Source organism: Methylosinus sp. DMC45, from assembly GCF_056313885.1.
The window spans coordinates 84,810-109,418 of record NZ_JBQUZK010000047.1 but is presented as its reverse complement, the minus strand read 5'-3'; the positions used below and the strand labels follow the sequence as shown (position 1 = coordinate 109,418).

Here is a 24,609-nt window from a genome sequence, read left to right as displayed (position 1 = left end):
AGCTGCAAAATTTCGACAAGCTTCGGGAAATGTTGGCTCGTTAGCTATCTCATCGGACGCGACACGCGTCGACGGCGGAGGATGCGCCGAGTTCCGTGCGGCGGTCGGAGCGGACAGACGGTGAATTTATGCGTATCGAGCAATCGTCGGACCCCATGAACGCGCTGCCGATCGGCCTCGCCAAGCTGACGCGGCTGGCCTTCGCCGGCGTCGATCTGAGCCGCGTGGCCGGGCGCCTGCTCGGCATGTGCGAGCGCGACCCGAACCACGCCGGCGCGCTGATGGATCTCGCGGTCATCGATCAGCTCGAGGGCAATCTCGCGACGGGCCTGAAGCGGCAGGCCATGGCGCTCAGCAAGCAGCGCGTGTTCCGCAGCACCTGCTGCGGCGCCAATCCGAGACTGCGCGTGCTCGCATTCGTCGCCGCCGCCGACATAGGCGCGAACACGCCGCTCGAATTTCTGCTGGAAGGCTCCGACATCGCCTTGACGATGGTCTATGTGATGCCCGGCCGCGAGCTGCCAACCGCCTTGCCGGATCATGATCTCGCCTTTGTCGCGATCGCGGCGACGAGCCTCAACCGTCGCCTGCTCGCCGAGCTCGAGGATCTGCTCGCCTATTGGCCGACGCCGGTCGTCAACCTTCCCGACCGCGTCTCCATGCTGGAGCCGATCGCTCTGGCCGCCAATCTGACAGAGGCCGGGCTGCGCACGCCCATTCTGCGTCGGATGGCGCACGACGAGCTGCGCGACGTCGCCGAGTCGAGCGAGGCCGACGGAAATTTTCCGATCGTCGTCCGCGCGATCGAGCAGCGCAACGAGCGCGGCGCCGAGAAGATCGACACCGCGCTCGGCCTCGGCCTCTATCTCACGAAGCGCTCGGACCGGGCCTATCTCGTGTCGCCATTCGTCGATTGCCGTGGGCAGGACGGTCTCTATCGAAAAATTCGCCTGCTGTTCATCGACCGACGCCCCTACGCATGCCACCTCGCCGTCTCAGAAGGCTGGAACGGCTCCTATGTCGATGCGCGAATGGAAGCGGACATGCGGCGCCGGCGCGAGGAAGAGCAATTTTTCGCGACCTTCGACAGCGACTTCGTGACGCGCCATTCGGACGCCTTCGAGGCGCTGGTCGACTGCGTCGGCCTCACCTATTTCGGCGTGGATTGCGCCGAGACGAAGAGCGGCGAGCTGGTCGTGTTCAAGGTCGATCACACGCTGCTGGTCCACGACATGGATCCTGTCGACGTGTTCCCCTACAAGCCGCCGCAGATGCGCAAGATATTCGACGCCTTCGCGTCCTATCTGCATCGCGCCGCGGGCGACGGCGAGCGGCGCTGAGCGCCGGCCGCGCTCAGCGCGACGCGGCTTCTCGGCGCGGGCGGCAGAAGTCGCGCGAGGCGTCGGTCCAGGCGCCGAAGCCGCTGGCGATCATATTGGCGATCACCGAGCACACATAGCTCTTCTGCGCCGGCGCGTTCTTCGGCCCGGCATGATAGCGCGCCACGGCCGAGGTCCATGTCCCTTCGCGCTCGTGCAAATCTTTGAGGAAACGCGCCGCATAATCGACATTGGCGCGCGGATCGAACATCGCCTCGACGCTCGCGAAGCGCGCGCCGTGATAATGATGATTGACCTGCATGCAGCCGATATCGATGAGCACGGCGCCGGAACGCTTCGCCGCGAGAAACCGCATCATCGCCTCGCGGAAATCGGCGCTGAACACAGCGCGCCCTTCGACATTCATCGCAAAGGCGTTGAGCGCGCCCTTCTGCCCCGTCTCGGTGAGCGCCACCGCATAGAGCACGGCGAGAGGAACCGCATTCTCATTGGAGGCGCGGATCATCTCCCTTTCGCAAATATTGCTCGACGTCGGCCGACCTTCGGCGCGCGCCTCACAGATAGACGTCGCCGCCGCGGCGATCAGCGACGCGGCGAGGTTCGCCATTCGTCCCCCGCTCGCCATTCTCCGCGCTCGCGCCTTGCCTGCGATCACCGCCCGATCCCCCATAGCCCGCTCCCTGTCGACCGACGCTCTGCTCCTCGCGTCCGCCTCCGCCCGCTTGCGCGAAGCCCGCGCCATTATCGGGCGCGGCTTGCGCATTGGCGCCGTCGGCGGCGGTCGGGCCGATCTGTATGGTGCAGGAGTCGATCGTGCAGCCGGACGACTGCATCGCCTCGACGAGCTTCTCGCGCGTCGAATCCAGCCGGCGCAACGCCTCGGACGATTCGACGCTGATACGCATGTCTATCCCCGAATGCGCCAGCTTCATCGTCACAGTGACCGCGCCCAGCGCCGCAGGCTCGAGCTCTATGGTCAGAATTTTCGGCGCGACGCTCTGCCGTTGCCCTTCGCCGACATTCGTAGCGGGCGCCGGCGCCGGCGCCGAAGACGTCAGAGATGCGGAAGCGATGAGGCTGCGCGCTTGCGGCGCGAGGAGCTCGGCGAAAGCGGTCGGCAGCTGCGCCGCCGGCGCGAGAATAGCGAGCGTTCCGATAGGCGCCGGCGCAGCCGCGATCGTTCCGTCATCGACCGTCGTCGCGCTCGGTTGCGTCGAGACGCTCGGCGCATCTGGCGACGGCGTCACATTGTCACGCGTCTCGAAATTCGCCGATCTGGAATCGATGGACGGCCGAGGCCGATCGTCGATCGCCGCCATTGAGCTGCGATCGGAATTTCTGTCGGCGCTGGACGATGACGCCTCGATGCTGCGAGCATCGGCGAATGACTCGGCGACAGAAGAGGATTCGACGGACTCCGTCACCGTCGATGCGCTCGCGCGCCGATCGTCAGCGGAAGCTCGGTCGCTCGACCGGATGGCAGACGCACGCTCGCGCTGCGGCGCGGATATGATCGGCGCGGCGCTCGATGCAGCCAAGGCGGCGCGCGACGAATCGCCGCTCGCTACGACAGCCGAAGGTTGAGCCGGCGCCGCGCCAATCGATGCGGCGGACGCTCCTACTGCGCTGCCGGCGTCATCCGGCGCCGCCGATGTGGTCGGCGCGGCGCTCGACGCAGCTAAGGCGGCGCGCGACGCATCGCCACTCGCTACGACAACCGAGGGCTGGACCGACACCGCGCCTGTCGATGTAGCAGACGCTCCAACAGCGCTGCGGGCGTCATCTGGCGACGCCGATGTGGTCGGCGCGGGGCTCGACGCAGAGATGGCGCCGCTCTGCGCATTGCCGTTCGCCGCGACAGCCGAGGGTTGGACCGGCGCCGCGTCTGCGGATGCAGCAGACGCTCCGACAGCGCTACGAGCGTCATTCGGCGACGCCGATGTGGTCGGCGCGGGGCTCGACGCAGAGACGAAGCTGCGCGGCGCATCGCCATTCACTACGACAGCCGAGGGTTGGAAGGACGCCGCGCCTGTCGATACGGCTGACGCTCCAACAGCGCTGCGGGCGTCATCCGGCGCCGATGTGGTCGGCGCGGGGCTCGACGCAGAGACGAAGCTGCGCGGCGCATCGCCATTCGCTACGACAGCCGAGGGTTGGACCGGCGTCGCGCCTGCCGATACGGCTGACGCTCCGACAGCGCTGCGGACGTCATCCGGCGGCGCAGAAACGGGCGCGCGCGCGTCGCCCGCCACCGATCGCGAGGCCGCAGGCTCCGACGATCGCCGCACGGCCTGCTGCGGATCGCTGGCGCTTGCGACGCTCGGCGCCGACGACTCGACGCGCGATGCCGCGACGACAGGCGTAGCGCGATTGGTGACAGGCGGCGGGCGTCGAGCTTCGCTCGAGATCTGCGAAAAAGCCGTCGCAGCCGGCGCGGCGACATAATTTGACACGGCGCTCGCGTCCGCGGTCGCGGCGTCCTGCAGCGGCGTCGAGATCGACGAGCTCGGCCTATCTGCAACCGGCGCTATTGTCCCGGCGTCGGAGGCTCGGCCGGCTTGCGCGCTTCGATCCGACGCCACGGCCGTGACATTGGACGCGCGCATCGATGCGACGTTCGTCGTCGCCGTTCGAGACGCGGGCACATCGGCCGGCGCCGCCGCACTGTCGCTTCGGCGACGATCGGCTTCGAAAGACCTGGACGGCCAATTCTGCGTCGGGAGAACGTCTGCGCTCTTCGCCTCACCCTCGACGCGGGATTGGACGAGCGTCGCGCGCGACGATGTATTCTGCGCAATCGGCGCGGCGCTGTCCGCTGTAGAGCGCGCGGCGATGTCGACATCGGTTTTCGCGCTCGCGGATTCGACGCGCGCGTAAGCCTGCGTCGAGATCGGAACGGTTCCGGCCAAGGCGTCACGCAGATCGAATGGGGTCGGCGTCGTTCGCGTTTCGTCCGACGAGATATTCGATGTCGAAGCGCCAATGTCGTTGCGCGATGACGGCGCGACGAAGCTCACATTGTCTTCTTCCGTCGTCGGGACGCCGACGAAATCGTCGGAGGGCGTCCCGCGCATGTCGCTAGCGGCATACGACGCCGAGGGCGCGACATCGAATTGCGACGAAGCATTCGCCGATCGCGACTGCCGAAGCGAATCGAGGCCCGGCTGCGATACGTCGCCGCGAAGCTCGAAGGACCGGTACGCGGGGACGTCGGCGGTCGCGACGCTCTGCGATCTCGGTGCGGCGGCGGCGAAAGCGTCCCCCTGTGATGCGACGTACGAAAGCGCTTCCGCGCCCTGCCCGAGCAAAGATCGGTCAACGACGGCGGGCGCTCGGTCATCGGAGGGCGCCTGCGACGAGCGAAGCGCCGCACCGGAGCGCGATAGAGCGGAGGGCGCCGGAGCCGCGTCGCCTGTCGTAGCGTCGATCGGCGACGAGTCGAGCGCGGCAATGGAGTTCGTTGTCGGATTCGCCGCGCTCCCTTGCGAAGAGGTCGAAACCGGCGGACGCGCCGGATCACGCAAATCGAATGGAGCGAAGTCGCTCGTGCGAGCGACCGCCGCCTCGCGGACGCTGTCGTCCGAACTCCACATCCGCGGCGGCGCTTGCGTCTCGGCCGCAGCCGGCGCCGTTGGCGAGGGCTCACGATAGGCATAGGACGCAATGGGATCCGCGCGCATATTCACGCTGGCGGCTCGCGTCGCTATAGGCGCTTGCCCGGACGACGAAGAAGCGGCCAGCGGCGACTCTCTCTGCGTCGTCGCCTCATTGCCGTCGAGCGTCGACGAAATATCATTCGGCGCGGGCTCGGAAGCCGCCTCCTCCGACGCGGCGAGCGCTTCGGCCGTCGATGAACGCGCGGCCCCGATCGTCACGGCCGTGGGGACCGAATTGTTCGACGAAGCAAATCTGGAGGAAGCCCACTGCGGCGTCGAAGCCGGCGTCGCTGTGGGCGATACGCCTCGCTGAACAATCGGCGTGGCGATCGAAGAGGCGGAAATCTCAGCCCCCGACGACGGCCGGCTATTCCGCAGATTGTCGGCGGCTTCTGTCGGCGCCGTCGAATTCGGGACGAGAGAGTCGTTTCCGATCGCCTGCGCCGATACGCGATTGTCGAGGCCGCGCTCCACGCGCATTTCGCCGGCGGGCGGCCCCGAAACAGGCGCATCGTCGGGAGCGAAATTCACGCGCGGGGCTTCCGCGCGCATCGAAGGGCCGGCGGTCGAAGTCGTGGCCGTCGAAGCAGAGACCGGCTGCGGCGTGGTCGTCTCTCGCAGGGGAGCTTGGACCGAAGAGGAGGCTTCGGTTTGCACATTCGCCGCCAAGGACGAGGGCGAACGTCGCTGCGCCGCAGCCGCGCTCGGCGCCGGCGCGGGCGCCGACGAGACGGATGCGGCCGAAGCGATGCGCGGCTCGGGCGTCGTGGCGACGGCGGCCTCGTCATCGTCGAGCGAGAAAGCCCCGAGATCGCGCGACGTCACGACATTGGATTCCGAAGCGACGGCGCGCCTACCGACGGTCGAGTCCGAGGACAAAGAGGAGGCGGGTCGCGATGCGGATGGGCGCGAAGCTTCGTCCCGCCCCTCCGACGACGCTTGCATCGCGGAAGCCGCCGACTGCGAGACGATATCGGATCGCCTGCTGGACGCGCCAATCGGCGACGCGATCGCCGGCGCCTCGCCGAATGAGCCGACGCGCGGCCCTGCGGCCTGATCGCCTTTGTCCGGCTGCTGCAACGAGGGCGCCGGATCGGAGGTCGAAGCCTCCGTCGGCGCATCGGCGCCTGCGCTCGCCGCGACGGGCCTGTCGGACTCGATCGTGCTCGGTCGCGGCGAAATCGCGGGAGCCGATAGAGAGCGCGGAGTCTCGTTCCCACCGCGTTCGGCTTGCGACGCGCTCGCTTCGTCGCGCATCGGCGCCGACGCGCCGTCGGTGGAGACGGCGCCGGCCGGCGCCGGGGCCGATTGCGTATCGGCGGCGGGTCGCCAGCTCATGTCGAAGGCCGGGATCGCGACGAAAGTCTGCATCGGCGCCGGCGCATTGCTCGTCGCCTCGGCGGCCGGAGCCTCCGCGGCGTCAGCCGCCCTATGATCTGTCGTCGCTTCCGAGACGGGGACGCGCGAGGAAGCGGCGCTTCGATCGTCGAGATCGGAGAGCAGCGAAGCGAATTGATCTGCGTCCGTCGCCTCGGACTCGCGCTGCCCGGGCGAAGCCGCATCGGCCGATCGGCCGAGAACACGCGTAGCGTGAAGATTGGGAAAGAGAGCGTCGAGCGTCATCTGCGTGTCGCCCGCTGCAACAGCGCGTCGGCGTCGCTCAAAGCCTGTTGCGCCGTGCGCTCGACCATCGAATCGGGTCGCAGCTCCTCTTGCGCCGGCGGCGTCGCCGCAGCGGAAGAGACGCCGTCCGTGACGCCCTGAAGACGGCTGATCGCAGCGGTCACGATATTGCGAACCTCGACATCGGCCGAAGGGAGAATTCTCGGGTCGATTTTCTGAAACTCCGCTTCCGCCGTCTCGAACTCGCCGGCGAGCCCGGCGATGGCGGCGCGATACAGCTCCACACGCGCGCGCGCCGCAGGCGTGTCGGCGAGCGGACCCGCATATTGCGTCTCGGTGGTCGCGAGAGCGACGCGGCCGCTCAAAATCGCTTGCCGCGCGACTCCCATATGAGTCTCGAAGCGCAATCCTGGCGAAGCGCTTTTCAGCAGACCGCGAAATTCGCTCAAGCGCGAATTATCGCCATTGGCCGCCGCGCGCAGCGTCGCAGCGCGCATTTCGTCCCAATAATTGCGCGAGAAGGGCGATTTGGCGTATTGCGCGCCATAGCGACGGCCGAGCACGAGAAATTTGGTGGAATCCTGCGTCACATCGACGATCGACATCTCGCGTCGCAGCGCGGCCTCCTCGACGAGAGAGCTCGGCATCAGCAGACGTGCGAGATCGAACAGCTCGCGCGCCTTCGCCTTATCGGAGCCGATCAGCAGTCCGCCTTGAATCAAGGCGAGATGCGCGGCGAGCGTGTCCGTCTGCGCGCGCGCATCGATCGGGGTCAGCAGCTTGGCGGCCTCTTCATTACGTCCTTCCGCATAGGCGACAGCGCCGGCGACGAGGGGCGCGTCCGTATCGGGGATGAGATGCGCGTCGAGAATCTTTCGGATCGAGCGCGAGGGTCCACCGCAGAACAGAAAGATCGCTGCGGCGACGGAATTGCTCTTTTGCTTCCAATCATCCGCCTCGAGCGACGCGACGACCTGCTCTATGCGCTCGATCTGCGCGGGAATGGCGCCTCTTGCGCCAGCGGCGCCCTGCACCATCGAGCCTTGCAGAGTGTTGAGCGCGCGCACCTGCTCGGTGAGCTCGCCGGCGTCGGCGCAACAGGTCGGACCAAAGATCAGCCCAGCAGCGAGAATGACGGCGCGCACGGTTATCTTCAACGCTCGCTCCTGCGCAGCAAAATTTCGATGCGGCGATTGACCGCCGCGAGCGGCTCTTTGGGAGTCTTCGGCCGGCGATCGGCATAGCCGGCGATTTTCACCACGCGCTTCTCGGGAAACCCGCCCCGCACGAGCATGTAATAGGCCATGTTGGCGCGATCGGACGAGAGGCGCCAATTGTCATAGGTGGCCGATTTGTACGATCGCCCGTCCGTGTGTCCGCGCAGCTCGATCTCGCCGCTCTGCTTGGCGAGAAGCTGGCCGATTTGGCCGATGATGCGAACCGCCTGCGGCCGCGGCTCGACAGAGCCCACGGCGAACATCGAGAAATTGACGTCATCGGTCAGGCTGATGAGCAATCCCTCGGACGTCTCCGCAACCTCGACATGCGGCGCGGCGCGCAGAGCGGCGAGCTCCGCTTTGACGACCTTCTCCACTGCGGCCTTCACGCTCGCGGCCGAAGCCTCGCCCTTCTTGTCCTCGGCGGGCGCCGAAGCCGCTCCGCGCGGAGGCTGCGCCGGAGACTTGCTCTGCGGCGTCGACGGCGCCGGCTTCGCGCGCGGACCTTCCAACGGCTCGGCCGTCGTCGATTTGTCGGGCGAGCCGCTGTCCTCGATACGCTCGTCCACATAGCCGACGCCATGGGCGCTGCGATCGAAGGGATCGCCGAAGGACGAAGGCTGCGCCGACTTTTTGTCGATCTCGTCGAGAGTCGACATCGGATCATAGAGGAGCGCGGCTTCGTGCTGCGGACTCTCCTTCTCCGCAGAAGCCGGCGGCGCAGAGGCTGGCGCGCCCTTGTCCGGCGCGGTGCTGGATTGCTGGCTCTTGCCCTGCCCCGCTTCGGCCGGATCACGCAGCCCCTTATGCGCGGGATTCGAGTCGATGAGCTGAACAGGATTGAAATATTGAACGATCGCCGCCTTGGTCTCCTTCGATGTCGAATTGATGAGCCACATCACCAGGAAGAAGGCCATCATAGCCGTCATGAAGTCGGCGAAGGCGAGCTTCCAGACGCCGCCGTGATGCCCTTCCTCCTCATCGCCATGCTTCTTGCGAATGAAGATGATCTCGCTTTCCTCGTGGTCGCTCATGCGGCGTCATCCCCTTCGCGCAGCTGCGCCATCCATTCGCCGAGACGCGTCTCGATCGTCGTGGCGTCGAGTCGCGCGCGCACGTCGACCCCGCCGACTTCCTCTATCTTGGTGGCGATGTCCTCGCCATTCAGCTTGGCGCAGATCGCCTCGAGCAGATCCACCGGCCCGCTGAGGTGAATCACCGGACTTTCCCGATCGGCGATGAGGATGCGCAAAGTGTCCATGAGAGCGACGAGCATCTTCTCTCTGATCTCGCGCACCACGAATGGCTCGAGAATGCGCTCGACATCTTCGCCGATGCGCGCGGAGTAGCGGCCGAGCGAGTCGCGAAATTCACGACCGAGCCGCTCGCCTTCCTCGCGCGACCAGCGGCGCCGCTCCTCCTCCAGCCGCTGCGCGACGACGGCGCGCTCGCGCGCGACCGTCTCGTCGCATTCGGCCTGGGCGGCGGCGCGCCCCTCGGCGAGCAATTGCTCGCGCAGCTCATCGGTGAGAACGGGTCGGATGTCCTCCGGCTCGGGCTCTGGAATGTCGATCGCCGGCTCGGGCTCGTCGAATTCGGGCGCGAGCGGCGGCGGCGGCTCGGGCGCGAGGATTTTCGGCGACTCGTCGAAGCAAGGGAGATAGAAGGCGACCGAGCGCGCCATCAAACGCGACCTTCCGCATACATCCATTGCTTCAGAATTGCGACCGCCTGCATCTCATCGGCCTCGATCAGCCGCTCGAGCCGCTTCTGCTGGGTGAATTTCTCCTGATCGGCGATATCCTCGATCAGCCCCGTATCGACCGCCGCCGCCATTGTGAATTCTGGCGCCTCGAGCGGCGTGAAGGGCAGCTCTATGCCGCCATCGAGATCGAGCATGGGCGAGTCGTTTTCGGCGAGCGCCACACTCGGCGTTTCCGCGAGCAGCGCGCGCGTCGCGGGACGCAAGCCGAAGATGACGAGCATCACAGTGACGGCGATCAGCGCCAGCGCATTTATGACGGAGCCCAGCTGATGGGTGAGCGCGTCGGCCCAGCCGGGCGCCTCGACCGGACCCATGTCATTCTCATTCGGCATGAACTCGACGGCCGAGACTTTTACAGTGTCGCCACGCTCCTTGTGCAGGCCGGCGGCCGTCGAGACCAATTGCTCGATCTCCTTGATCTGCCGCTCGACGGCTTCCGGCTTCGGCGCATCCTTGCCGGGCCCGCCGAGGCTGGCGCGATTGACCAGCACGGCGATAGAGATGTTCTCGACCGTGTAGCCGCCGCTGACCGTGGTGATCGTTTTGGACGAGAGCTCGAAATTGGTGAGCTCCTCATTCTTCTTGTTCTCGTCGTTGGACTGCTTGCCCTCGGATGCGGCCTGCTTATTGTCCTGCGGGATGTTGCGATCCGCGCCGGCGGAGCCGGTGGTGCTGTTGTTCTGCGACGTCGAATTCTCCTTGACGACGCGCACCGATCTCTCGACCCGCGACTCGGGATCGAAGATCGTCTCATTGGTCTGCTTGCGATCCGTGTTGATGCGCGTTCGCACGCTCACCTGGAAATTGGACAAGCGCAGATAGGGCGTGAGGGTGCGACGGATATTGTCCTGAATATCCTTGGCGACAGTGCGCTCGAGGGTGAGCGTCTTGCCCGGCACGGCGTCGTTCTCATCGCCTTCGGAGGTGGTGAGCAGCATGCCGTCGGTGTTGAGCACCGTGACCTGATCGACCGTCATGCCGGGAATGGAGGCGGCGACGAGATGCCGGATCGCATGCGCGGCTTTGGAGTCGTCGGGACTCTCCGTGCGAATGACGACGGAGGCGGAGGGCGGCTGCTTGGCGCGGCGGAACGAACCCTCGTCGGCGAGCACGATATGCACGCGCGCCGCCTTCACGCCGCGAATCAGCTGAATCGTTCGCGCGAGCTCGCCTTCCAACGCGCGTATGCGCGTCACCTCCTGCATGAAGGAGGTGAGACCGAGCGAGCCGACCTTGTCGAACAGCTCGTAGCCGGCGTTGGCGCTCTGAGGCAGGCCTCGCTCGGCGAGCATCATGCGCGCTTGGGCGGTCTGGCCGTAATGGACCGAGACGGCGTTGCCTTCCGGGTTGATATCGAATGGAATTCCACTCGATTTCAAGGCGGCGCCGATGCGGCTCACATCCTCTCGATCGAGGCCGGCGTAGAGCACCTCGAAATTCGGACGTGAAAGATAATAGGCCCCGACCCCGGTCACCGCCAGGACGAGGACAAAGATCATGGCAAGGGCGGCGAGCTTGCGGGGACCAAGTCCGAGCAGATTGTCTCGCAGCTGAATAAGGCGATCCATCGGGGGCGTTTCATCGGGTTGACGCGATGCGGTTCCCCAATGTGACGCCGGTGGCTTGCGCGAACTTTGCCGATCGTCTCGGCTCAGACGAGGAAGGGCCTCGCCGACGGCGGCGAGACCCTTGCTCGGATCGTCGAAATCGTCACTGGAACAGCTTGAGGATGATCTGGCTGTTCTGGTTGGCGATCGATAGGGATTGCACGCCGAGCTGCTGCTGGGTCTGCAGAGCTTGCAGGCGCGTCGAGGCCTCGTTCATATCGGCGTCGACGAGCGAGCTGACGCCATTGGTGAGCGCCTCGTTCAAGGTCTTGACGAAAGCGGCCTGGCCCGTGACCGTCGTCTGCGTCGCGCCGATCTGCGCGGCATATTTGGTGAGATCGGAGATCGCCTTGTCGGCGTTGGTCAGCGAATCGGTGATGACCGCGTTCGAAGCGACATCCGTCGCGGACAGATTGGTGAAATCGGTCGCGGCGGTCGCGCCGGTTCCCTGCGCGGCTTCCAAAATGCCCGAGCCGGCCGCGACCGCAGGCGAAGCGCCGCCGCCGCCGATCAGCGCGGTCGCCGTGAGATTGATCGTGTTGAGCGCCGAAGCGGTCGAGCCGCCGCCATCCGTGTAAGAGGCGATGAAGGCGAAGGAAGACTGCGAGCCGTCGAGAATATTGAGGCCGTTGAAGCTCGCCGAGGCGACAATGCTCTTCAGCTGATTGCTGAGGCCGGTCAGGCTCGTGCCGATCTTCGCCGTATCGGCGCCCGGCTGCGCCGCCTGCGCGACCGCCGACTTGATGTTGTTCAGCACCGAGATCGCATTGGTGACGGCGGTCTGGGCGATATTGAGAAGCGATGAGCTCACCGTCATCGAATCGCCGATCGTCGACAGCACGCCCTGATCGGACTTCATCGTCTCGGCGATCGACCAGGTGGAGGCGTTGTCGGCGGCGCTCGAAATCTTCAGGCCCGTCGAGACTTCCTTCTGCGTGTTCGCAAGCGCGTGCTGCGTCGCCCGCAGCGACTGAAGGGCCGTGATAGCCGAGGGGTTAGTGAGAATGCTGGACATGACTCATCGATCCCTTTTGGGGTGAAACTAGTGACGAATGGCATCCCGGAATTTCACCGGCTCGACGGAAACGGCATCATGCCTTTGGGCTCGGGAGCCCTATCCGAAGCAGTCATCGGCGGAGCGCCACATCGCGGGAGCCAATCCACTCGACGACCCGTCGAAACCGTTGCGGTCTCGACGGTTACAGCACAGCCTGCACGGTGGTTAACCTAACTAGATAACCTTAACAAAGGTCTAAGCGGGCCAAGCGTCCGGCGCTGGCGCGAGACAAAAAAAAGCCGCGCCCCGAAGGGCGCGGCTTCCAGCCGGTAAAAGGAGGAAGGCGGCGTATTACTGGAACAGGCGCAGGATGATCTGGCTGTTCTGATTGGCGATCGACAGCGACTGAACGCCGAGCTGCTGCTGCGTCTGCAGAGCCTGCAGGCGGGTCGAAGCTTGGTTCATGTCGGCGTCGACCAGCGAGCTGACGCCCTGCGTCAGACCGTCGTTCAGCGTCTTGATGAAGGCGGCCTGACCGGTCACGCTCGTCTGCGCGGCGCCGATCTGCGCGGCGTATTTCGTCAAATCCGCAATCGACTTATCGGCGTTCGACAGAGTGTCGGCGATGTTCGAGGAGGAGGAAACGTTGGTCTGCGACAGGTTGGTGAAGTCCGTCGCCGAGGTCGCGCCGGTGGCCTGAGCCGCCTCCAATATGCCGCCGCCGGCCGCGACCGCCGGGCTCGCGCCGCCGCCGCCGATCAGCGCGGTCGCGTTGAGATTGATGGTGTTCAGCGAAGAGGCCGTGCCGCCGTTTCCGTCGCTGTAGGAAGCGATGGAGTTGAAGTTGCTCCGCGAGCCGTCGAGCAGATTCAAGCCGTTGAAATTCGCGGAGGTCACGATGCTCTTGAGCTGATCGCTGAGGCCCGTGAGGCTCGTGCCGATCTTCGCCAGATCCGCGCCCGGCTGGGAAGCCTGCGCCACCGCGGATTTGATGTTGTTGATGACCGAAATGGCGTTGGTCACCGCCACATTGGCGACGTTGAGCACCGAGGAGCTGACCGACAGCGAGTCGCTGATCGTCGAGAGGACGCCCTGGTCGGACTTCATCGTTTCGGCGATCGACCAGGTCGAGGCGTTGTCGGCCGCCGACGAGATTTTCAGGCCCGTCGAAATCTCTTTCTGGGTCGAGGCGAGGGAGGACTGGACCGTGCGCAGCGACTGCAGAGCGGTGATGGCGGAGGCGTTGGTCAAAATGCTGGACATGACTCGTCGATCCTTGGATGAGGTGAACGCGACATCCCGGAAATTCACCGGCTCGACGGAAGCGGCATCATGCCTTGGGCGCCCGGCCCTATCCGAAGAACTCTGTCGACGGCGCGCCTGCGGTTTCGCACGGCGGCGCTCGACAATCGGATATTACACGCAGGGAGGAGGATCGCCACAAGTCGCGGAGAATGCGATTAATGAAGGGCTAACAGGGATTTGGAGCCGCGCTGCGGGGCCGGCGCTCCCTGGGGCGCGCCTCAGCCGTAGGAGCGGATGAGGCTGCCGACGAGGAGATTCCACCCGTCGATGAGAATGAAGAACAGCACTTTGATCGGCAAGGAGATGGCGGTCGGGGGCAGCATCATCATGCCCATCGACATTGTGATAACCGCGACCACCATGTCGATGACGAGAAAGGGCAGCACGATGAGAAAGCCGATCTCGAAGCCGCGGCGCAGCTCGGAGATCATGAAGGCGGGCGCGAGAACCTGGAGACCGATCTTCTCATAGTCTCCGGTCGTCCCTTTGTCCTTGGTCAAATTCTCGAACAGCTTGATGTCCTTGTCGCGCACATTGGCGATCATGAACTTGCGGAATGGCTGCGAGATTTTCTCGAACGCCTCCACCTCGGTGATCTTATTGTCCATCAAGGGCTTCAGCCCGTCCTTCCAGGCCGTGTCGAAAGTCGGCGCCATCACATAGAAGGTCATGAACAGCGCGAGGCTGATGAGCACGAGATTGGCCGGCGTGCTCTGCAGCCCCAAGCCGCTGCGCAAAAACGACAGCGCGATGGCGAAGCGGGTGAAGCTCGTCACCATGATGAGCAGGCCGGGCGCGATGGAGAGCACCGTCAGCAGAACGAGGATCTGCACGATCCTGCCGCTGGCTGCGCCGCCTCCCGCAGGCAGCAGAGCATTGAGATCGAACCCCTGCGCCAGAGCGGCGGTCGGCGCGAGGAGGAGAAGAAGAAGGATCGCGGCGGCGCGCTTCATTGAACGACCAGGGCTTGAATGATGACCTCCTGAATATGTCCTTCGGACCGTGTCGCCGCCCGATCGGTCAGATCTTCGTGCAGGCGCCGCAGTCCGTCCGAGCCTTCCAGAGAGGCGAGCGTCATCGTCCGCAGAAAGGCGACGATGTCCGCGGTCACTTGCGAGATCAATATGTCCGGCTGCGGCACGGCTTGGGAGTCGTAGACGATCGACGCCTGCAGACGCACCCATCCGGTTTCCGGCGAGGCGAGATTGGTGACGATCGGCGTGAGCTCCTTGAGCTTCATCTTCGCCTGCGGCGCATCCTTCGCGCCTTCGGCCGGCGCAGCGGCGCCATGTCCGCCATGACCTTGCGCGCCATGTCCCTTATCCGCAGGCTCCGCGCTTTTTTTCGGCGCCGCGCTCTCGGCCGGGACCGGCTCGCCGGGCTTGGCGGCCGTGGACGGATCGCCGGTCAGCGTGAAGCCCAAAAAGCCCCCGCCTCCGGCGCCGAGAACCGTCGCGACGATGAGCGCGAGCGCCAGCTGGCCGGAGGAAGACGAATGCGTTTCGGCGGCGGTGGTTATGCCAGGCGGCGCGGCCACGATCCTTCCCCTTCCTGTCTCAGAACGGCGCGAATATGTCGTAGGCCTGCTGGCCCCATGCGGGCTGCTGCACCTCCGTCAATCGCCCACGTCCGCCATAGGAGACGCGCGCCTCGGCGATCTTGTCGTAGGAGATCATATTGTCCTTGCCGATGTCGCGCGGCCGCGCGATGCCGGCGATGGTCAGCACGCGCAGCTCGTAATTCACGCGGATCTCCTGCGATCCGCGCAGCATGAGATTGCCATTGGGCAGAACCGCGGTGACGACGGCGGCGATCGAAAGCCGAATCTGCTCCGAGCGATTGATCGACCCCTGCCCCTGCGTCGAGCTGCTGGACTGCAGATCATTATTGACCGTGCCGGTCCATTTGCGTTCCGGCGGAGCCGATGACGCGCCGGCGAGGAAATCGAACAGGAACGACCAGGTCGTCTTGACCTTGGAGTCGCGCGAGCGATCGGTCGAATTGCCGAGCACCGCCTTGTCGTCCATAGATATGTTGACGGTGACGACATCGCCGACCGTCATCGCGCGAACGTCGCGATAGAGATTGACCCGGTTCTCATCGAGCCGCATCTGCGGCCCGAGGGCCGGCGGGCGCACCGAGCCGGTCGGCAGCTGATCGTCATAGGCGGAAAAGCCGCTGCCCACGGGACTCATATGCGGCTCGCGCCCGATGTCGCGCGGGTCAGTGGCGCATCCGGCGAGCGCCAGCGCCGAGCCGATCGCTATGGCGAGACGCTTCATTGCTTCTTTCCGCCGCCGACGAGGCTCGACAGAGCGGCTACCTTCTTGGTCAGCACGACGGCGCGAGAGGCCTCCATCTCATTGAGAATCGCGCTGGACTGCTTGGGCTGCAGCCGCATGAGCATGGCCGCCGCCATGTCCTCCTCCATATTCGCGAATTGCGCGGCGGCGGCTTCCGGCCGCATGCGTCCATAGATCGAGACCAGCCGCTCGTCCGTCTGCTTCAGCAGCGTGTCGTAGCGGTCGAGCACATCCTGCAGCTCCGCGCGCTTGGCTTCGAGCTCGGCGGTGCGCTTGGCGATTCGCTGCTCTATGTCGAGCAGCTCCTTCTCCTGCCGCGCATTGCGAGCGGCGCCGGCGGCGGCCGCTATGTCGGAGCAATATTGCCGCGCATCGGGGGGCGGCGGCGCGGCGCGCGCCTCTCGCGCCCGCGGCGGCTCCTCCTTGGCGACAGGCTCAGCCTTCTTCTGCTCCGCCCCGACGGCGAAGGCGCATGAGACGAACGCCGCCGCGGCGACGAGCGGGAGCGCCTTTCGCAAATTTGACATTGGATCTGGCCCGGGATCTGGCTCGACGCCTATCTTCGACAGACATCAGGCTGACCGATCCGCCTTGCGTGTGGCTTGCACGCGTCGCGCCACGCCGCGGGCGCGGCATGCAAGGCTGATTAAGAAAGCATTACTTTATATGGTTACTATTTCGTTGACGCCGCGGAATCGATGCGGCTAAGTAGTCCATATAATGATTCGCGCAGATTGCCAGGGCGAGACAGATGTCAAGGGGACGGCAATGTTCATAATCGTCGATGAGCGTGAACTGGTGACGAGTGGGTATGCGCGCCACTTCGGCCAGGAGGGAATCTCCTCGGCGGGGTTCTGTTCCGGGCAGTTCATCGATTGGGTCGACTCCGCGGTCGAGACCGACATGCTCGCGGTGGAGGCCTTTCTGATCGGGGAGTGCCCGGAGCGCGAGGAGCTGCCGAAGCTCATTCGCAAGCGATCTCAGGCGCCCGTCATCGCGATGAACGAGGCGCCGTCGCTCGAGCAGACGCTCGGCCTGTTCACGGCCGGCGTCGACGATGTCGTGCGCAAGCCGATTCACGTGAAAGAGATTCTCGCGCGCGTCTACGCCATTCGCCGCCGCGCCGAGACGCGTCGCGACCATGCGGTGGTCGGGCCTATGCAGGTGTTCTTCGACGGGCGCGATCCGCTGGTGCGCGGAGAGCCCTTCAACCTGCCGCGGCGCGAGCGCAGGATTCTCGAATATTTCGTGATGAATCGCGGTCGCCGTCTGACCAAGTCGCAAATCTTCAATGCGGTCTATGGTCTCTTCGACGATGTGGTCGAGGAGAATGTCGTCGAGAGCCATGTGAGCAAGCTGCGCAAGAAGCTGCGTGCGCGCCTCGGCTATGACCCGATCGATTCGCAACGCTTCCTCGGCTACATGATGGTCGGCTGAAGCAAGCTTCGATTAAGTGAGAGAAGAGAAAAGGCGCAGGCCGGCGTTTCGCCGGCCGGCCTTTTTTTTCAGTGCGGGATATCGTCTTTCGGGACAAAGGCGAAGCTCTTGACCAATGTCTCGCGCACGAGCTCGCCGCCGAGCCGCTGATTGATGCTCTTGGTGAGCTCCTTCGTCAGCGAATTGAGATCGTATTTTTCAATTCGCCGAAAATCGAGATTATTATCCGCATAGAGCCGACGAAACGCCTCGTCCATCACATAGCTGTCGGCGTCGACCGGCGCGCCGCCGCCGCCGTGCCCGCCCTTGTTCGACGCCTCGACGACATAAGCGAACTCCGCCGAAATATAGCCCTTGAGCGTCCCTTCCGAAATGATAGGAACGGTGATCGGCTTGACCTTCTTCACCTCGAGCTTTTCCGCATGCTGCGCGGCCTCGCCAGGTGCGCCGCGATGCGATTTCCAATAGGACGCGCCGAAAGTCGAGCCGAGCGTCACCACGCAGGCCCATATCCCGATCAAAACCATGCGCATCATCGATGGGGCTCCAAAATCAGCGTTCCACCGACGCTCTCGTGGAATAGGTTCCGTCGGATTCCGCCAGCTCGATTGTGCAGATCATGATGCCGGCGATTTCCCGCATCGCGCGAAGGCGCCGTTCCAGCAGCTTTCCATTTTCGACGAGCGTTTCCCGCAGCAGCTCCACCTTGGCTTCGATCGCCGGCGAACGCGGCGCCGCATAGGCTCTCGAGGCGCGCGAAAACTCCAGCAGCGCGTGCGTCTTGCGCGCGTTGAAATCCTCGAAGTCGACATTGGCGCGTGATCGCAATGCTTCGGTCTCGCGCTCGATCAACCGCGTCAATCGATCGACGCAACCAACAAACGCCGCACGCCGCGCCTCCTGAGCATGATCGCTCCGAAACGGCGCTCCACTCATTCTCTCATCGCTATATCGATGCGCAGCCATGTCCCATATCCATTCGAACCGAGTCCAATCACGGTCGCCGAGAGAGTCGGCGGCCTCATGACGTCTTTGTGCGCTCGCCGCTCGAAACCAAATTGTGATCGAGCAACTTGCGCAGCCCGAGACCGCCCGCCTTCGCGACCTGATCGCCGATCTGCTCGGCGATCATCGAGCGCCATACATCGCCCGCGGTCCCATGACCGAAATAGCCGTTTTCCGACTTCGGCAGCATCGCCTCCAGCGACGATTGAATGATGAAGGCCTCGAACTTCTGCGTCGCCTCGCCAGGTCGAATCGTCGCCCGCGTCGCCGCCGCGGTCTCATCCCGAACCATCGGCGCAGCGACGAACGGCTCGGCCGATTTCGACGCCTTGCCATTGTCCGCGACAATGGCCGCGAACCCATCGACATTGCTCGGCGTGGCGTTAGAGACGTCGCTGAGGCGCGTGACCGCGGCATTACGACGAGCAGGATCTGCGGCTCTGGCGACTTCCGTGACAAGATCGGTAGCGGGAAAAATCGACATCGGTCTCCAATCCTTCGACTACGACTTTTCTACACGCGCAGACTTACGGCGCGCTGAAGTCGCGCGGCGTCGCATAATGCTCGATCACCTCGCGCAGCGCCTCGAGCTCCATCGCTTTGTCGCGCTCCATCTCGGCGTCGGCGACGAGCCGTTCCGCCTGCTTGACGCGCTTGGCCTGCTCCAAGGTCACATTCGTCTGCCGATCGACCTCCGTGCGAAGCTCCTGCTGCTGACGAATATTGGCCTTCAGCCTTTGCAGCACCACTTCTGGAAAGAGCGCGATCAAATTGCGATTGCCGTCGAGGCATTCGACGATCCGCGTCTCTTCCTCCTTCAGCTCGCGCGCCCTCCGCTCGAGCCGAGACAGGCGCCCCATCTCTATGCGATGCAATTGCTCATGGACTGCGAGAATCCGCCGCTGATTTTTCCAATTCATCGCCATTATCCCGACAAGAGCCAAGCGCCGAACGCCGAGGCGAAAGCCGTGAAGAAATCATCCGCCATCACATAGAACCAATAGATGCCGAGCCCGATCAGCAGCGGCGTCGAAACGAAATAAACCGGCACCGACGGCGTCATGCGATTGAGAAAGCCGAAGGCCAGATTGACGATGAAGCCGAACAAAAGAAACGGACTGCTGATGCGCAACGCGAGCAGAAACGACTGCGACAGCACATTCGAATATTCCCGCAACAAGCCATCCGCCGGCATTCCGTCCCTCACAGGAATTGCGGAATAGGAGGCGAAGAGGCCACGTATCATCTCCCAATGCTGATCCATCACAAAGACCAGCGTCGTCGCGCCGAGCATGATGAAGGAGCTCATCGCCGGCAGCGTCTCGGTCTCCTCGATCGCCGCTCCCAAAATATTTCCGAGCCCGGTCGTCATCGCGGCCGCCGTCGTCATCGTCTCCAGCGCGAAGAAGAAGAGCCTCGCCATCGAGCCGATCAGAACGCCGATGACGAGCTCGCCGAGGACGACGAAGAGAACGCCGCCCGGCGTGGCGTTCGCCACCACCGGCGTGACGACATCGGCGAGCGTGGGCGCCAATGCGACAGTCAAGCCGATCGCGATGAACAGCCTCGCGCGCACAGGCACCCTTTGGCTCGCGAAGCCCGGTATCGTCATGATGCAGCCGCCGATCCTGCAGAACAGCACGAAGAGCGTCGTGACGACGCTCGTCAGCCCCATCACGAAATCGTCCCGAGCGATTTGATCTCGACGCCGCGCGCGATCTCGAGATGCGATAGAATAGGAAGCGCCGAAAAGAGACGACCGACGATCATCTTCACATAAGGCCGGGCTTCCGGTGTCGTCACCACCGCGAATATGTCGCCGCGCTCTATACGTTCGCGAATCGCAACCCCCGCCTCCTGGCCGAATTGCTCGATGAGCGACGGATCGGCGTTGAACTCGACGATCTCGCCTTTGGCGTCACGCCGCAGGCTCTCATGGAAGAACAGATCCCAACGCGCACCGAGACGCAGCACGCCGAGCGTGCCATTCACCGCTATCTCGCCGCAAATCTGCGGCGCGAGGCGCGTGCGCACATGCTCGACGATCGGCTCCGCGCGCCGCGCATAGGGAACCACCTCGCTGACCGCCTCGAGGATGAGATCGAGATTGCGGATCGAGACGCGTTCTGCGAGCAGCAGCTTGAGCACGGAATGCAGGCCGGAGTTCGAGATGAGATTGGGCACCATCTCCTCGATGAGCTTGCGGTATTCCGGCTCGAGACGATCGAGCAGCATGCGCGCGTCACGATAGGACAAGAGCTGCGAGAGATTGTTGCGAAGCACTTCCGATAGATGCGTCAGCAGCACGGAGATCGGATCGACGGGCTCGAACCCTTCGCGACGCGCCTCGGCGACGAGCGCATCGGGGATCCAGAAGGATTTGAGGCCAAACGCGGGATCGACCGTCTCATCGCCCGGCAAATCCGGCTGGCGCCCCTGCCCGACGATGATGAGATGTTGGCCGAGCTGCAATTCCTGCGTGGTGACGACGGTCCCATGAATCTTGATCTGATAGCTCTTCTGCTTCAGCGCGAGATCATCGGTGAGCTTGATCTCGGGAATCACGAAGCCATACTGACGCGCAAAATTGCGACGCATCTTGCCGACGCGATGCGCGAGCTCGTCCTGTGACATCAGCAGGCGGGCGGACAGCTGCTTGCCGAGACAGAGCTCCACCCCGGGCGTCTTCAAATATTCGCGGATCGAATCCTTCGCTTCCGCCTGCGCGCGCCTGTCGTCCTCCGCCTTCTTCGCCTGCTCGCTGGCGCGAAGCTTCGCCGCCTGCTTCGGCATGGAATAGGCGACGAAAGCCATCGCGCCGCCGAGCATCATGAAGGGCGTGAGCGGAAGCCCCGGCATCATCGCGAGCACGAACAGCAGCGACGAGGCGACATAGAGCGCCTTCGGATAATTGCCGAGCTGACGAACGATGTTCTGCTCGGTCGATCCGCGCGTGCCGCCCTTCGACACGAGCAGACCTGCGGCCAGCGAGACGATGAGCGCCGGAATTTGCGAGACGAGACCTTCGCCGACCGAAAGCTTGGTGAACACATCGGCGGCGTTCGACAAAGGCATGCCGTGACGCGTGACGCCGATGACGATCCCGCCGAAAATGTTGACGGCGAGAATGACGAGGCCGGCGATCGCGTCGCCGCGCACGAATTTCGACGCGCCGTCCATGGAGCCGAAGAAGGAGCTCTCCTCTTCCAGCTCACGGCGCCGCAGCTGCGCCTGCTTCTCGTCGATCAGCCCCGCCGAGAGATCGGCGTCGATCGCCATTTGCTTGCCCGGAATCGAATCGAGCGTGAAACGCGCGCCGACCTCGGCAATACGCGTCGCGCCCTTGGTGATAACCAAAAAATTAACCGTTACGATGATAGAAAAGACCGTAAGGCCGATAACGAAGTCGCCGCTCATCACCAATTTGGAAAAGCCGGCGATGATATATCCTGCCGCGGCGGTTCCCTCCGCGCCATGTCCGAGAATGAGGCGGGTCGTCGCTATGTTGAGCGAGAGACGCAATATCGTCGCGACGAGGAGAATCGTCGGAAAGGCGGAGAATTCGAGCGGCTTCTGGATCCAGAGCGACACCATCAATATCAGCACGGCGAGCGCAATGGAGAATGCGAGGCCGATGTCGATGAGGAATGGCGGGATCGGCAGGAAGAAAATGCAGAGGATGAAGATGATCGCCAGAGCGAATCCGACGTCCTTCGCGCGTCCCTCGGAGGCGCTCCCTGCCAATGCGACGTCGGTCATGTTTCGCTCCTAGCGGCGCCCCGCGACGTCGCGGGCGCTGCCGCCTTCAGAATCCCTTCTCGATACGCGAATACGCATAATCGGTGAACGCTTGAATCTGCGCGCCGACAAATGGCGCGGAGAGCCCGAGCGCAACGAAGATCACGATGATCTTCGGCACGAAGGTCAAGGTCATTTCCTGGACCTGCGTGAGGGCCTGAAGCAGCGCGATCACGATGCCGACCGCCATTGCGGCTCCGACGACCGGGCTCGAGACGATGAGCACGGTGAAGATAGCGCGCTGCATGATTTCGAGCGCGTCGGCCTCGTTCATCCGCTCACCGTGACGCCCGACCCGAGAGAAATCGTCTTGCCGTTGGTGAGCGTCGCGGTTACGCCAGAGCTCGATGTCGACACCGAGGAGACGACGCCCGAGGTGGAGCCGTCGGAAGACGACACGGTCTTGCCGATGAAAGAGCTGGCCTGCGTGAGCAGATTGGAGTTCAGGATCGAGGTCAGCGTCGTGTTTGTCTTGACCGCCTGCTCGACCGACGAGAACGACGCGAGCTGGGAAACCGTCTCGGTCGGATCCATCGGCTTGGTGGGGTCCTGATACTTCATCTCTGTGACGAGAAGAGTGAGAAACTGATCGTAGCCCAGCGTCTGCGTCGAGCTGCTGGAAGACGACGACGAGCTCGAGCTCGTGCTCGACGTCGCGGTCGCATTGGTGACGGAGGTCGTCGAGGTCACAGTCACTGTATCGCCCTCCTCAGGCTGCTTTGCCGCTGTCCTGCGCCGCGCTCGGCGCCAATATCTCGGACTCGAATGGGAACAGCGTGCGGATCGTCTTCAACGCATCGAACATGCGCTTGTCCTCGACATATTTCGCGGCGAGCGCCAGCCCGTTGAGGATTCGCGGATCGGGAAAAGCGGCAGTGAGCGAGGCGAGCATGCTGCGACACATGTCCAACGCCGCCGCGGTGTCGTTCGGCGACATCAGCATCAGCTGCACGACGAAATAGAGCTGTCGCAATGGCGAGGTCGCATCCTTCGCCTGCATGACATGATTTTCGAGCAAGAACGTCACGTCATTGAGCAGCTCAATGCAGACTTTTCGGTCGGCGCGGATCACTGCGCCGTTGAGATAGAGCTTTTCGCCCCGCCGTAACGAAATATTCATGCCGCCCTCAGCTCAGCCCATCGGCGATCATCTGATTGATTTCGATGACGCCGTCGAAATTGTCCGACCTGCCGCAGTCGATCGCCTCGAGCTCACGAAGAATCCATAGGCCGATCGAGATAAGCGACGCGCGCAAAGCCTCGGGAAGCGCGTTTCCATCGCTGCCGAGATCCTCGATGAACACGGTCCAGATTCGGCGCATGTTCGCTGTCGCCTCGAAAGACTCGCTGCTCCGTACACCTTTCACCTTGGCGACCGCGAGCAGCCGGATCGCCCGCTCGAGCAGGGCGCGCTCTCGGCCACGCGCCACAGCGGGGGAGTCCTCGACCGTCTGAGCATAGACATTACGATACATGCGGTTCTCTTCGGGTCATTCGTGCGCTCAGATATATTTCGACAGCGTGAGCTGCTGAATCTTTCCGGTCAACGTGTACGACGTCTCGAGCTGAGTGGTCAGATTGTTCAGCCGCGTCGACGCCTCATATGGGTCGACGTTTTCGAGAGAGCCGATCTGCGTCGTGATCATGTCGCGTTGCGCAGAAAGCGAGTCGTTCGCATCCGAGACTCCCTTCTGCATCACGCCGACTGTCGCTCGCAGGCTGGTCAACCCAGAGATAGCGTCGGACATTGTCGCCGATGCAGTCTTGAGAATCTGTTGATATGCGGAGCTGCTCAGAGAATCGACGCCGAGATCGGCGACCATAGTATACGCCTGAGCGAGCTGGCGCAGAGCTGTCGCATTGGCGGACACAGAGGTCTCCGATGTCTGCGACAAGGAGATTCTGTTCGTCGCCGTCTCATTCGTCGCGCTGGACCAATTGCTGCTCCATCCCGACGAAGAGAACAGATCTGCGAATGACCCCGAGAGAAAGGTCTGCATCTGCTGGTCGGTAATCGCGCTCGCCCCAGAATCTCCCTGCGCGATTCCGAAGGCGCCGAAGAAGGCCTGATCGACGGACTGCTTGGCGGTGGATGTCGGAGTGGAGAAATAATCGGCGAGCGGCGCGACGCCGGTGTTGACGCCGCCGAATATCTGCACGCCGTCGACGCTGGTGTCGAGCGCGGAGATCAGCGACTTCAGCCCGGTCTCCGCATAGCCCTTTATGGCGCCGGGATCGCTGCCGGCGCCAGATTGCGCGCTCACCAGCGTCTGCAAAAAATTCTGGGCGGTGCTGGCGATCGAGCCGAGCGCCGTATCCGTCGCGCTGAGGCGCGTCGTGATCACATTATTGCTCGCGGTAAGGGCCGCGAGGTCATCGGCGTGAAAGCCGTAGGAATAGTCCTGCTGTATCGCCGAGCCGAGACCAAGGCCGATATCCGCGAGGCGTCCAGTCGAGACTTCCGATTGAGTCTTCGAGAGCTGCGTCTGAACGTCGAGAACGGACCGTCGCAACGCGTTGGTGAGCGATTGGGTCGAGGTGATCGAGACCATTTGT

The 24,609-nt window shown here is 63.9% G+C and carries 27 protein-coding genes; 4 read left to right on the top strand and 23 right to left on the bottom strand.

The features are described 5' to 3' along the window. The first annotated feature begins 155 nt into the window (after positions 1 to 155). A complete protein-coding gene (locus ACT53T_RS15440; RefSeq protein ID WP_476161857.1) occupies positions 156 to 1,340 on the top strand; it encodes an ATP-grasp domain-containing protein in 1,185 nt (394 codons plus the stop codon). 13 nt (positions 1,341 to 1,353) lie between these two features. Here the strand turns inward: ACT53T_RS15440 and ACT53T_RS15435 are convergent, their stop codons facing one another. Both ACT53T_RS15435 and fliK read right to left on the bottom strand, forming a co-directional pair. After that, positions 1,354 to 1,947, bottom strand: coding sequence for a transglycosylase SLT domain-containing protein (locus ACT53T_RS15435; protein WP_476161856.1), 594 nt, complete (start codon positions 1,945 to 1,947; stop codon positions 1,354 to 1,356). Then, positions 1,895 to 2,659, bottom strand: a complete 765-nt coding sequence (fliK, locus tag ACT53T_RS15430) for a flagellar hook-length control protein FliK (protein ID WP_476161855.1) — start codon at positions 2,657 to 2,659, stop codon at positions 1,895 to 1,897. The genes ACT53T_RS15435 and fliK overlap by 53 nt, the downstream gene beginning before the upstream one ends. A gap of 334 nt (positions 2,660 to 2,993) precedes the next feature. Here fliK and ACT53T_RS15425 point away from each other — a divergent pair, with 334 nt between their 5' ends. Continuing rightward, on the top strand, positions 2,994 to 3,785 hold the full coding sequence (locus ACT53T_RS15425; protein WP_476161854.1) for a hypothetical protein: 792 nt from the start codon (positions 2,994 to 2,996) through the stop codon (positions 3,783 to 3,785). 1,785 nt (positions 3,786 to 5,570) lie between these two features. Beyond that, positions 5,571 to 6,053 carry a hypothetical protein gene (locus ACT53T_RS15420; protein ID WP_476161853.1) on the top strand — a complete coding sequence of 161 codons (483 nt, stop codon included), beginning with the start codon at positions 5,571 to 5,573 and terminating at the stop codon, positions 6,051 to 6,053. A 562-nt stretch (positions 6,054 to 6,615) separates the two neighbouring features. On the opposite strand, the gene ACT53T_RS15415 is transcribed toward ACT53T_RS15420, so the two are convergent. The 10 genes from ACT53T_RS15415 to ACT53T_RS15370 form a co-directional block, all read right to left on the bottom strand. After that, positions 6,616 to 7,776 (bottom strand): hypothetical protein, encoded by a 1,161-nt coding sequence (locus ACT53T_RS15415; RefSeq protein WP_476161852.1) that lies wholly within the window; start codon positions 7,774 to 7,776, stop codon positions 6,616 to 6,618. Further along, a complete protein-coding gene (locus tag ACT53T_RS15410; protein WP_400766712.1) occupies positions 7,773 to 8,870 on the bottom strand; it encodes a flagellar motor protein MotB in 1,098 nt (365 codons plus the stop codon). The genes ACT53T_RS15415 and ACT53T_RS15410 overlap by 4 nt, the downstream gene beginning before the upstream one ends. Then, entirely contained in the window at positions 8,867 to 9,520 is a 654-nt protein-coding gene (locus ACT53T_RS15405; protein ID WP_476161851.1) for a hypothetical protein, read from the bottom strand. Before ACT53T_RS15405 ends, ACT53T_RS15410 begins: the two co-directional genes overlap by 4 nt. Beyond that, positions 9,520 to 11,169 carry a flagellar basal-body MS-ring/collar protein FliF gene (gene fliF / locus ACT53T_RS15400; RefSeq protein ID WP_476161850.1) on the bottom strand — a complete coding sequence of 550 codons (1,650 nt, stop codon included), beginning with the start codon at positions 11,167 to 11,169 and terminating at the stop codon, positions 9,520 to 9,522. The genes ACT53T_RS15405 and fliF overlap by 1 nt, the downstream gene beginning before the upstream one ends. 142 nt (positions 11,170 to 11,311) lie before the next feature. After that, positions 11,312 to 12,223, bottom strand: coding sequence for a flagellin N-terminal helical domain-containing protein (locus tag ACT53T_RS15395; protein WP_400766707.1), 912 nt, complete (start codon positions 12,221 to 12,223; stop codon positions 11,312 to 11,314). Between the two features lie 333 nt (positions 12,224 to 12,556). Continuing rightward, positions 12,557 to 13,468 carry a flagellin N-terminal helical domain-containing protein gene (locus ACT53T_RS15390; RefSeq protein ID WP_400766705.1) on the bottom strand — a complete coding sequence of 304 codons (912 nt, stop codon included), beginning with the start codon at positions 13,466 to 13,468 and terminating at the stop codon, positions 12,557 to 12,559. A 260-nt stretch (positions 13,469 to 13,728) separates the two neighbouring features. Next, positions 13,729 to 14,463, bottom strand: a complete 735-nt coding sequence (gene fliP, locus ACT53T_RS15385; protein WP_400766703.1) for a flagellar type III secretion system pore protein FliP — start codon at positions 14,461 to 14,463, stop codon at positions 13,729 to 13,731. Then, a complete protein-coding gene (locus ACT53T_RS15380) occupies positions 14,460 to 15,047 on the bottom strand; it encodes a flagellar basal body-associated FliL family protein (RefSeq protein ID WP_018264568.1) in 588 nt (195 codons plus the stop codon). Before ACT53T_RS15380 ends, fliP begins: the two co-directional genes overlap by 4 nt. A gap of 19 nt (positions 15,048 to 15,066) precedes the next feature. Continuing rightward, the gene (locus tag ACT53T_RS15375; protein WP_400766701.1) at positions 15,067 to 15,792 is read right to left on the bottom strand and encodes a flagellar basal body L-ring protein FlgH; all 726 of its coding nucleotides are present in this window, start codon (positions 15,790 to 15,792) and stop codon (positions 15,067 to 15,069) included. Continuing rightward, positions 15,789 to 16,340 (bottom strand): MotE family protein, encoded by a 552-nt coding sequence (locus ACT53T_RS15370; RefSeq protein ID WP_476161849.1) that lies wholly within the window; start codon positions 16,338 to 16,340, stop codon positions 15,789 to 15,791. Before ACT53T_RS15370 ends, ACT53T_RS15375 begins: the two co-directional genes overlap by 4 nt. Before the next feature lie 241 nt (positions 16,341 to 16,581). On the opposite strand from ACT53T_RS15370, the gene ACT53T_RS15365 reads away from it, so the two are divergent. Beyond that, positions 16,582 to 17,250, top strand: a complete 669-nt coding sequence (locus ACT53T_RS15365) for a response regulator transcription factor (RefSeq protein WP_024879095.1) — start codon at positions 16,582 to 16,584, stop codon at positions 17,248 to 17,250. A gap of 68 nt (positions 17,251 to 17,318) precedes the next feature. Here ACT53T_RS15365 and ACT53T_RS15360 read toward each other — a convergent pair whose 3' ends face one another. From ACT53T_RS15360 to ACT53T_RS15310, 11 genes are all read right to left on the bottom strand, one after another. Continuing rightward, a complete protein-coding gene (locus ACT53T_RS15360; RefSeq protein WP_400766698.1) occupies positions 17,319 to 17,786 on the bottom strand; it encodes a flagellar basal body-associated protein FliL in 468 nt (155 codons plus the stop codon). Between the two features lie 16 nt (positions 17,787 to 17,802). Further along, positions 17,803 to 18,111 carry a hypothetical protein gene (locus ACT53T_RS15355; RefSeq protein WP_476161848.1) on the bottom strand — a complete coding sequence of 103 codons (309 nt, stop codon included), beginning with the start codon at positions 18,109 to 18,111 and terminating at the stop codon, positions 17,803 to 17,805. A 160-nt stretch (positions 18,112 to 18,271) separates the two neighbouring features. Then, on the bottom strand, positions 18,272 to 18,739 hold the full coding sequence (locus ACT53T_RS15350) for a rod-binding protein (protein ID WP_476161847.1): 468 nt from the start codon (positions 18,737 to 18,739) through the stop codon (positions 18,272 to 18,274). A 43-nt stretch (positions 18,740 to 18,782) separates the two neighbouring features. Then, a complete protein-coding gene (locus ACT53T_RS15345; RefSeq protein WP_476161846.1) occupies positions 18,783 to 19,175 on the bottom strand; it encodes a hypothetical protein in 393 nt (130 codons plus the stop codon). Between the two features lie 5 nt (positions 19,176 to 19,180). Continuing rightward, positions 19,181 to 19,930, bottom strand: coding sequence for a flagellar biosynthetic protein FliR (locus ACT53T_RS15340; RefSeq protein WP_476161845.1), 750 nt, complete (start codon positions 19,928 to 19,930; stop codon positions 19,181 to 19,183). Beyond that, the gene (gene flhA / locus ACT53T_RS15335) at positions 19,930 to 22,014 is read right to left on the bottom strand and encodes a flagellar biosynthesis protein FlhA (RefSeq protein ID WP_476161844.1); all 2,085 of its coding nucleotides are present in this window, start codon (positions 22,012 to 22,014) and stop codon (positions 19,930 to 19,932) included. Before flhA ends, ACT53T_RS15340 begins: the two co-directional genes overlap by 1 nt. 46 nt (positions 22,015 to 22,060) lie before the next feature. Then, positions 22,061 to 22,327, bottom strand: coding sequence for a flagellar biosynthesis protein FliQ (gene fliQ, locus ACT53T_RS15330; protein WP_018264558.1), 267 nt, complete (start codon positions 22,325 to 22,327; stop codon positions 22,061 to 22,063). Next, on the bottom strand, positions 22,324 to 22,743 hold the full coding sequence (gene flgD / locus ACT53T_RS15325; RefSeq protein WP_476161898.1) for a flagellar hook assembly protein FlgD: 420 nt from the start codon (positions 22,741 to 22,743) through the stop codon (positions 22,324 to 22,326). The genes fliQ and flgD overlap by 4 nt, the downstream gene beginning before the upstream one ends. A gap of 19 nt (positions 22,744 to 22,762) precedes the next feature. Beyond that, complete coding sequence (gene flbT, locus ACT53T_RS15320) at positions 22,763 to 23,173, bottom strand: flagellar biosynthesis repressor FlbT (RefSeq protein ID WP_018264556.1); 411 nt, start codon at positions 23,171 to 23,173, stop codon at positions 22,763 to 22,765. 7 nt (positions 23,174 to 23,180) lie between these two features. Next, complete coding sequence (gene flaF, locus ACT53T_RS15315) at positions 23,181 to 23,528, bottom strand: flagellar biosynthesis regulator FlaF (protein WP_018264555.1); 348 nt, start codon at positions 23,526 to 23,528, stop codon at positions 23,181 to 23,183. Between the two features lie 27 nt (positions 23,529 to 23,555). Continuing rightward, on the bottom strand, positions 23,556 to 24,605 hold the full coding sequence (locus ACT53T_RS15310) for a flagellar hook-associated family protein (RefSeq protein ID WP_476161843.1): 1,050 nt from the start codon (positions 24,603 to 24,605) through the stop codon (positions 23,556 to 23,558). Positions 24,606 to 24,609 lie beyond the last annotated feature (4 nt).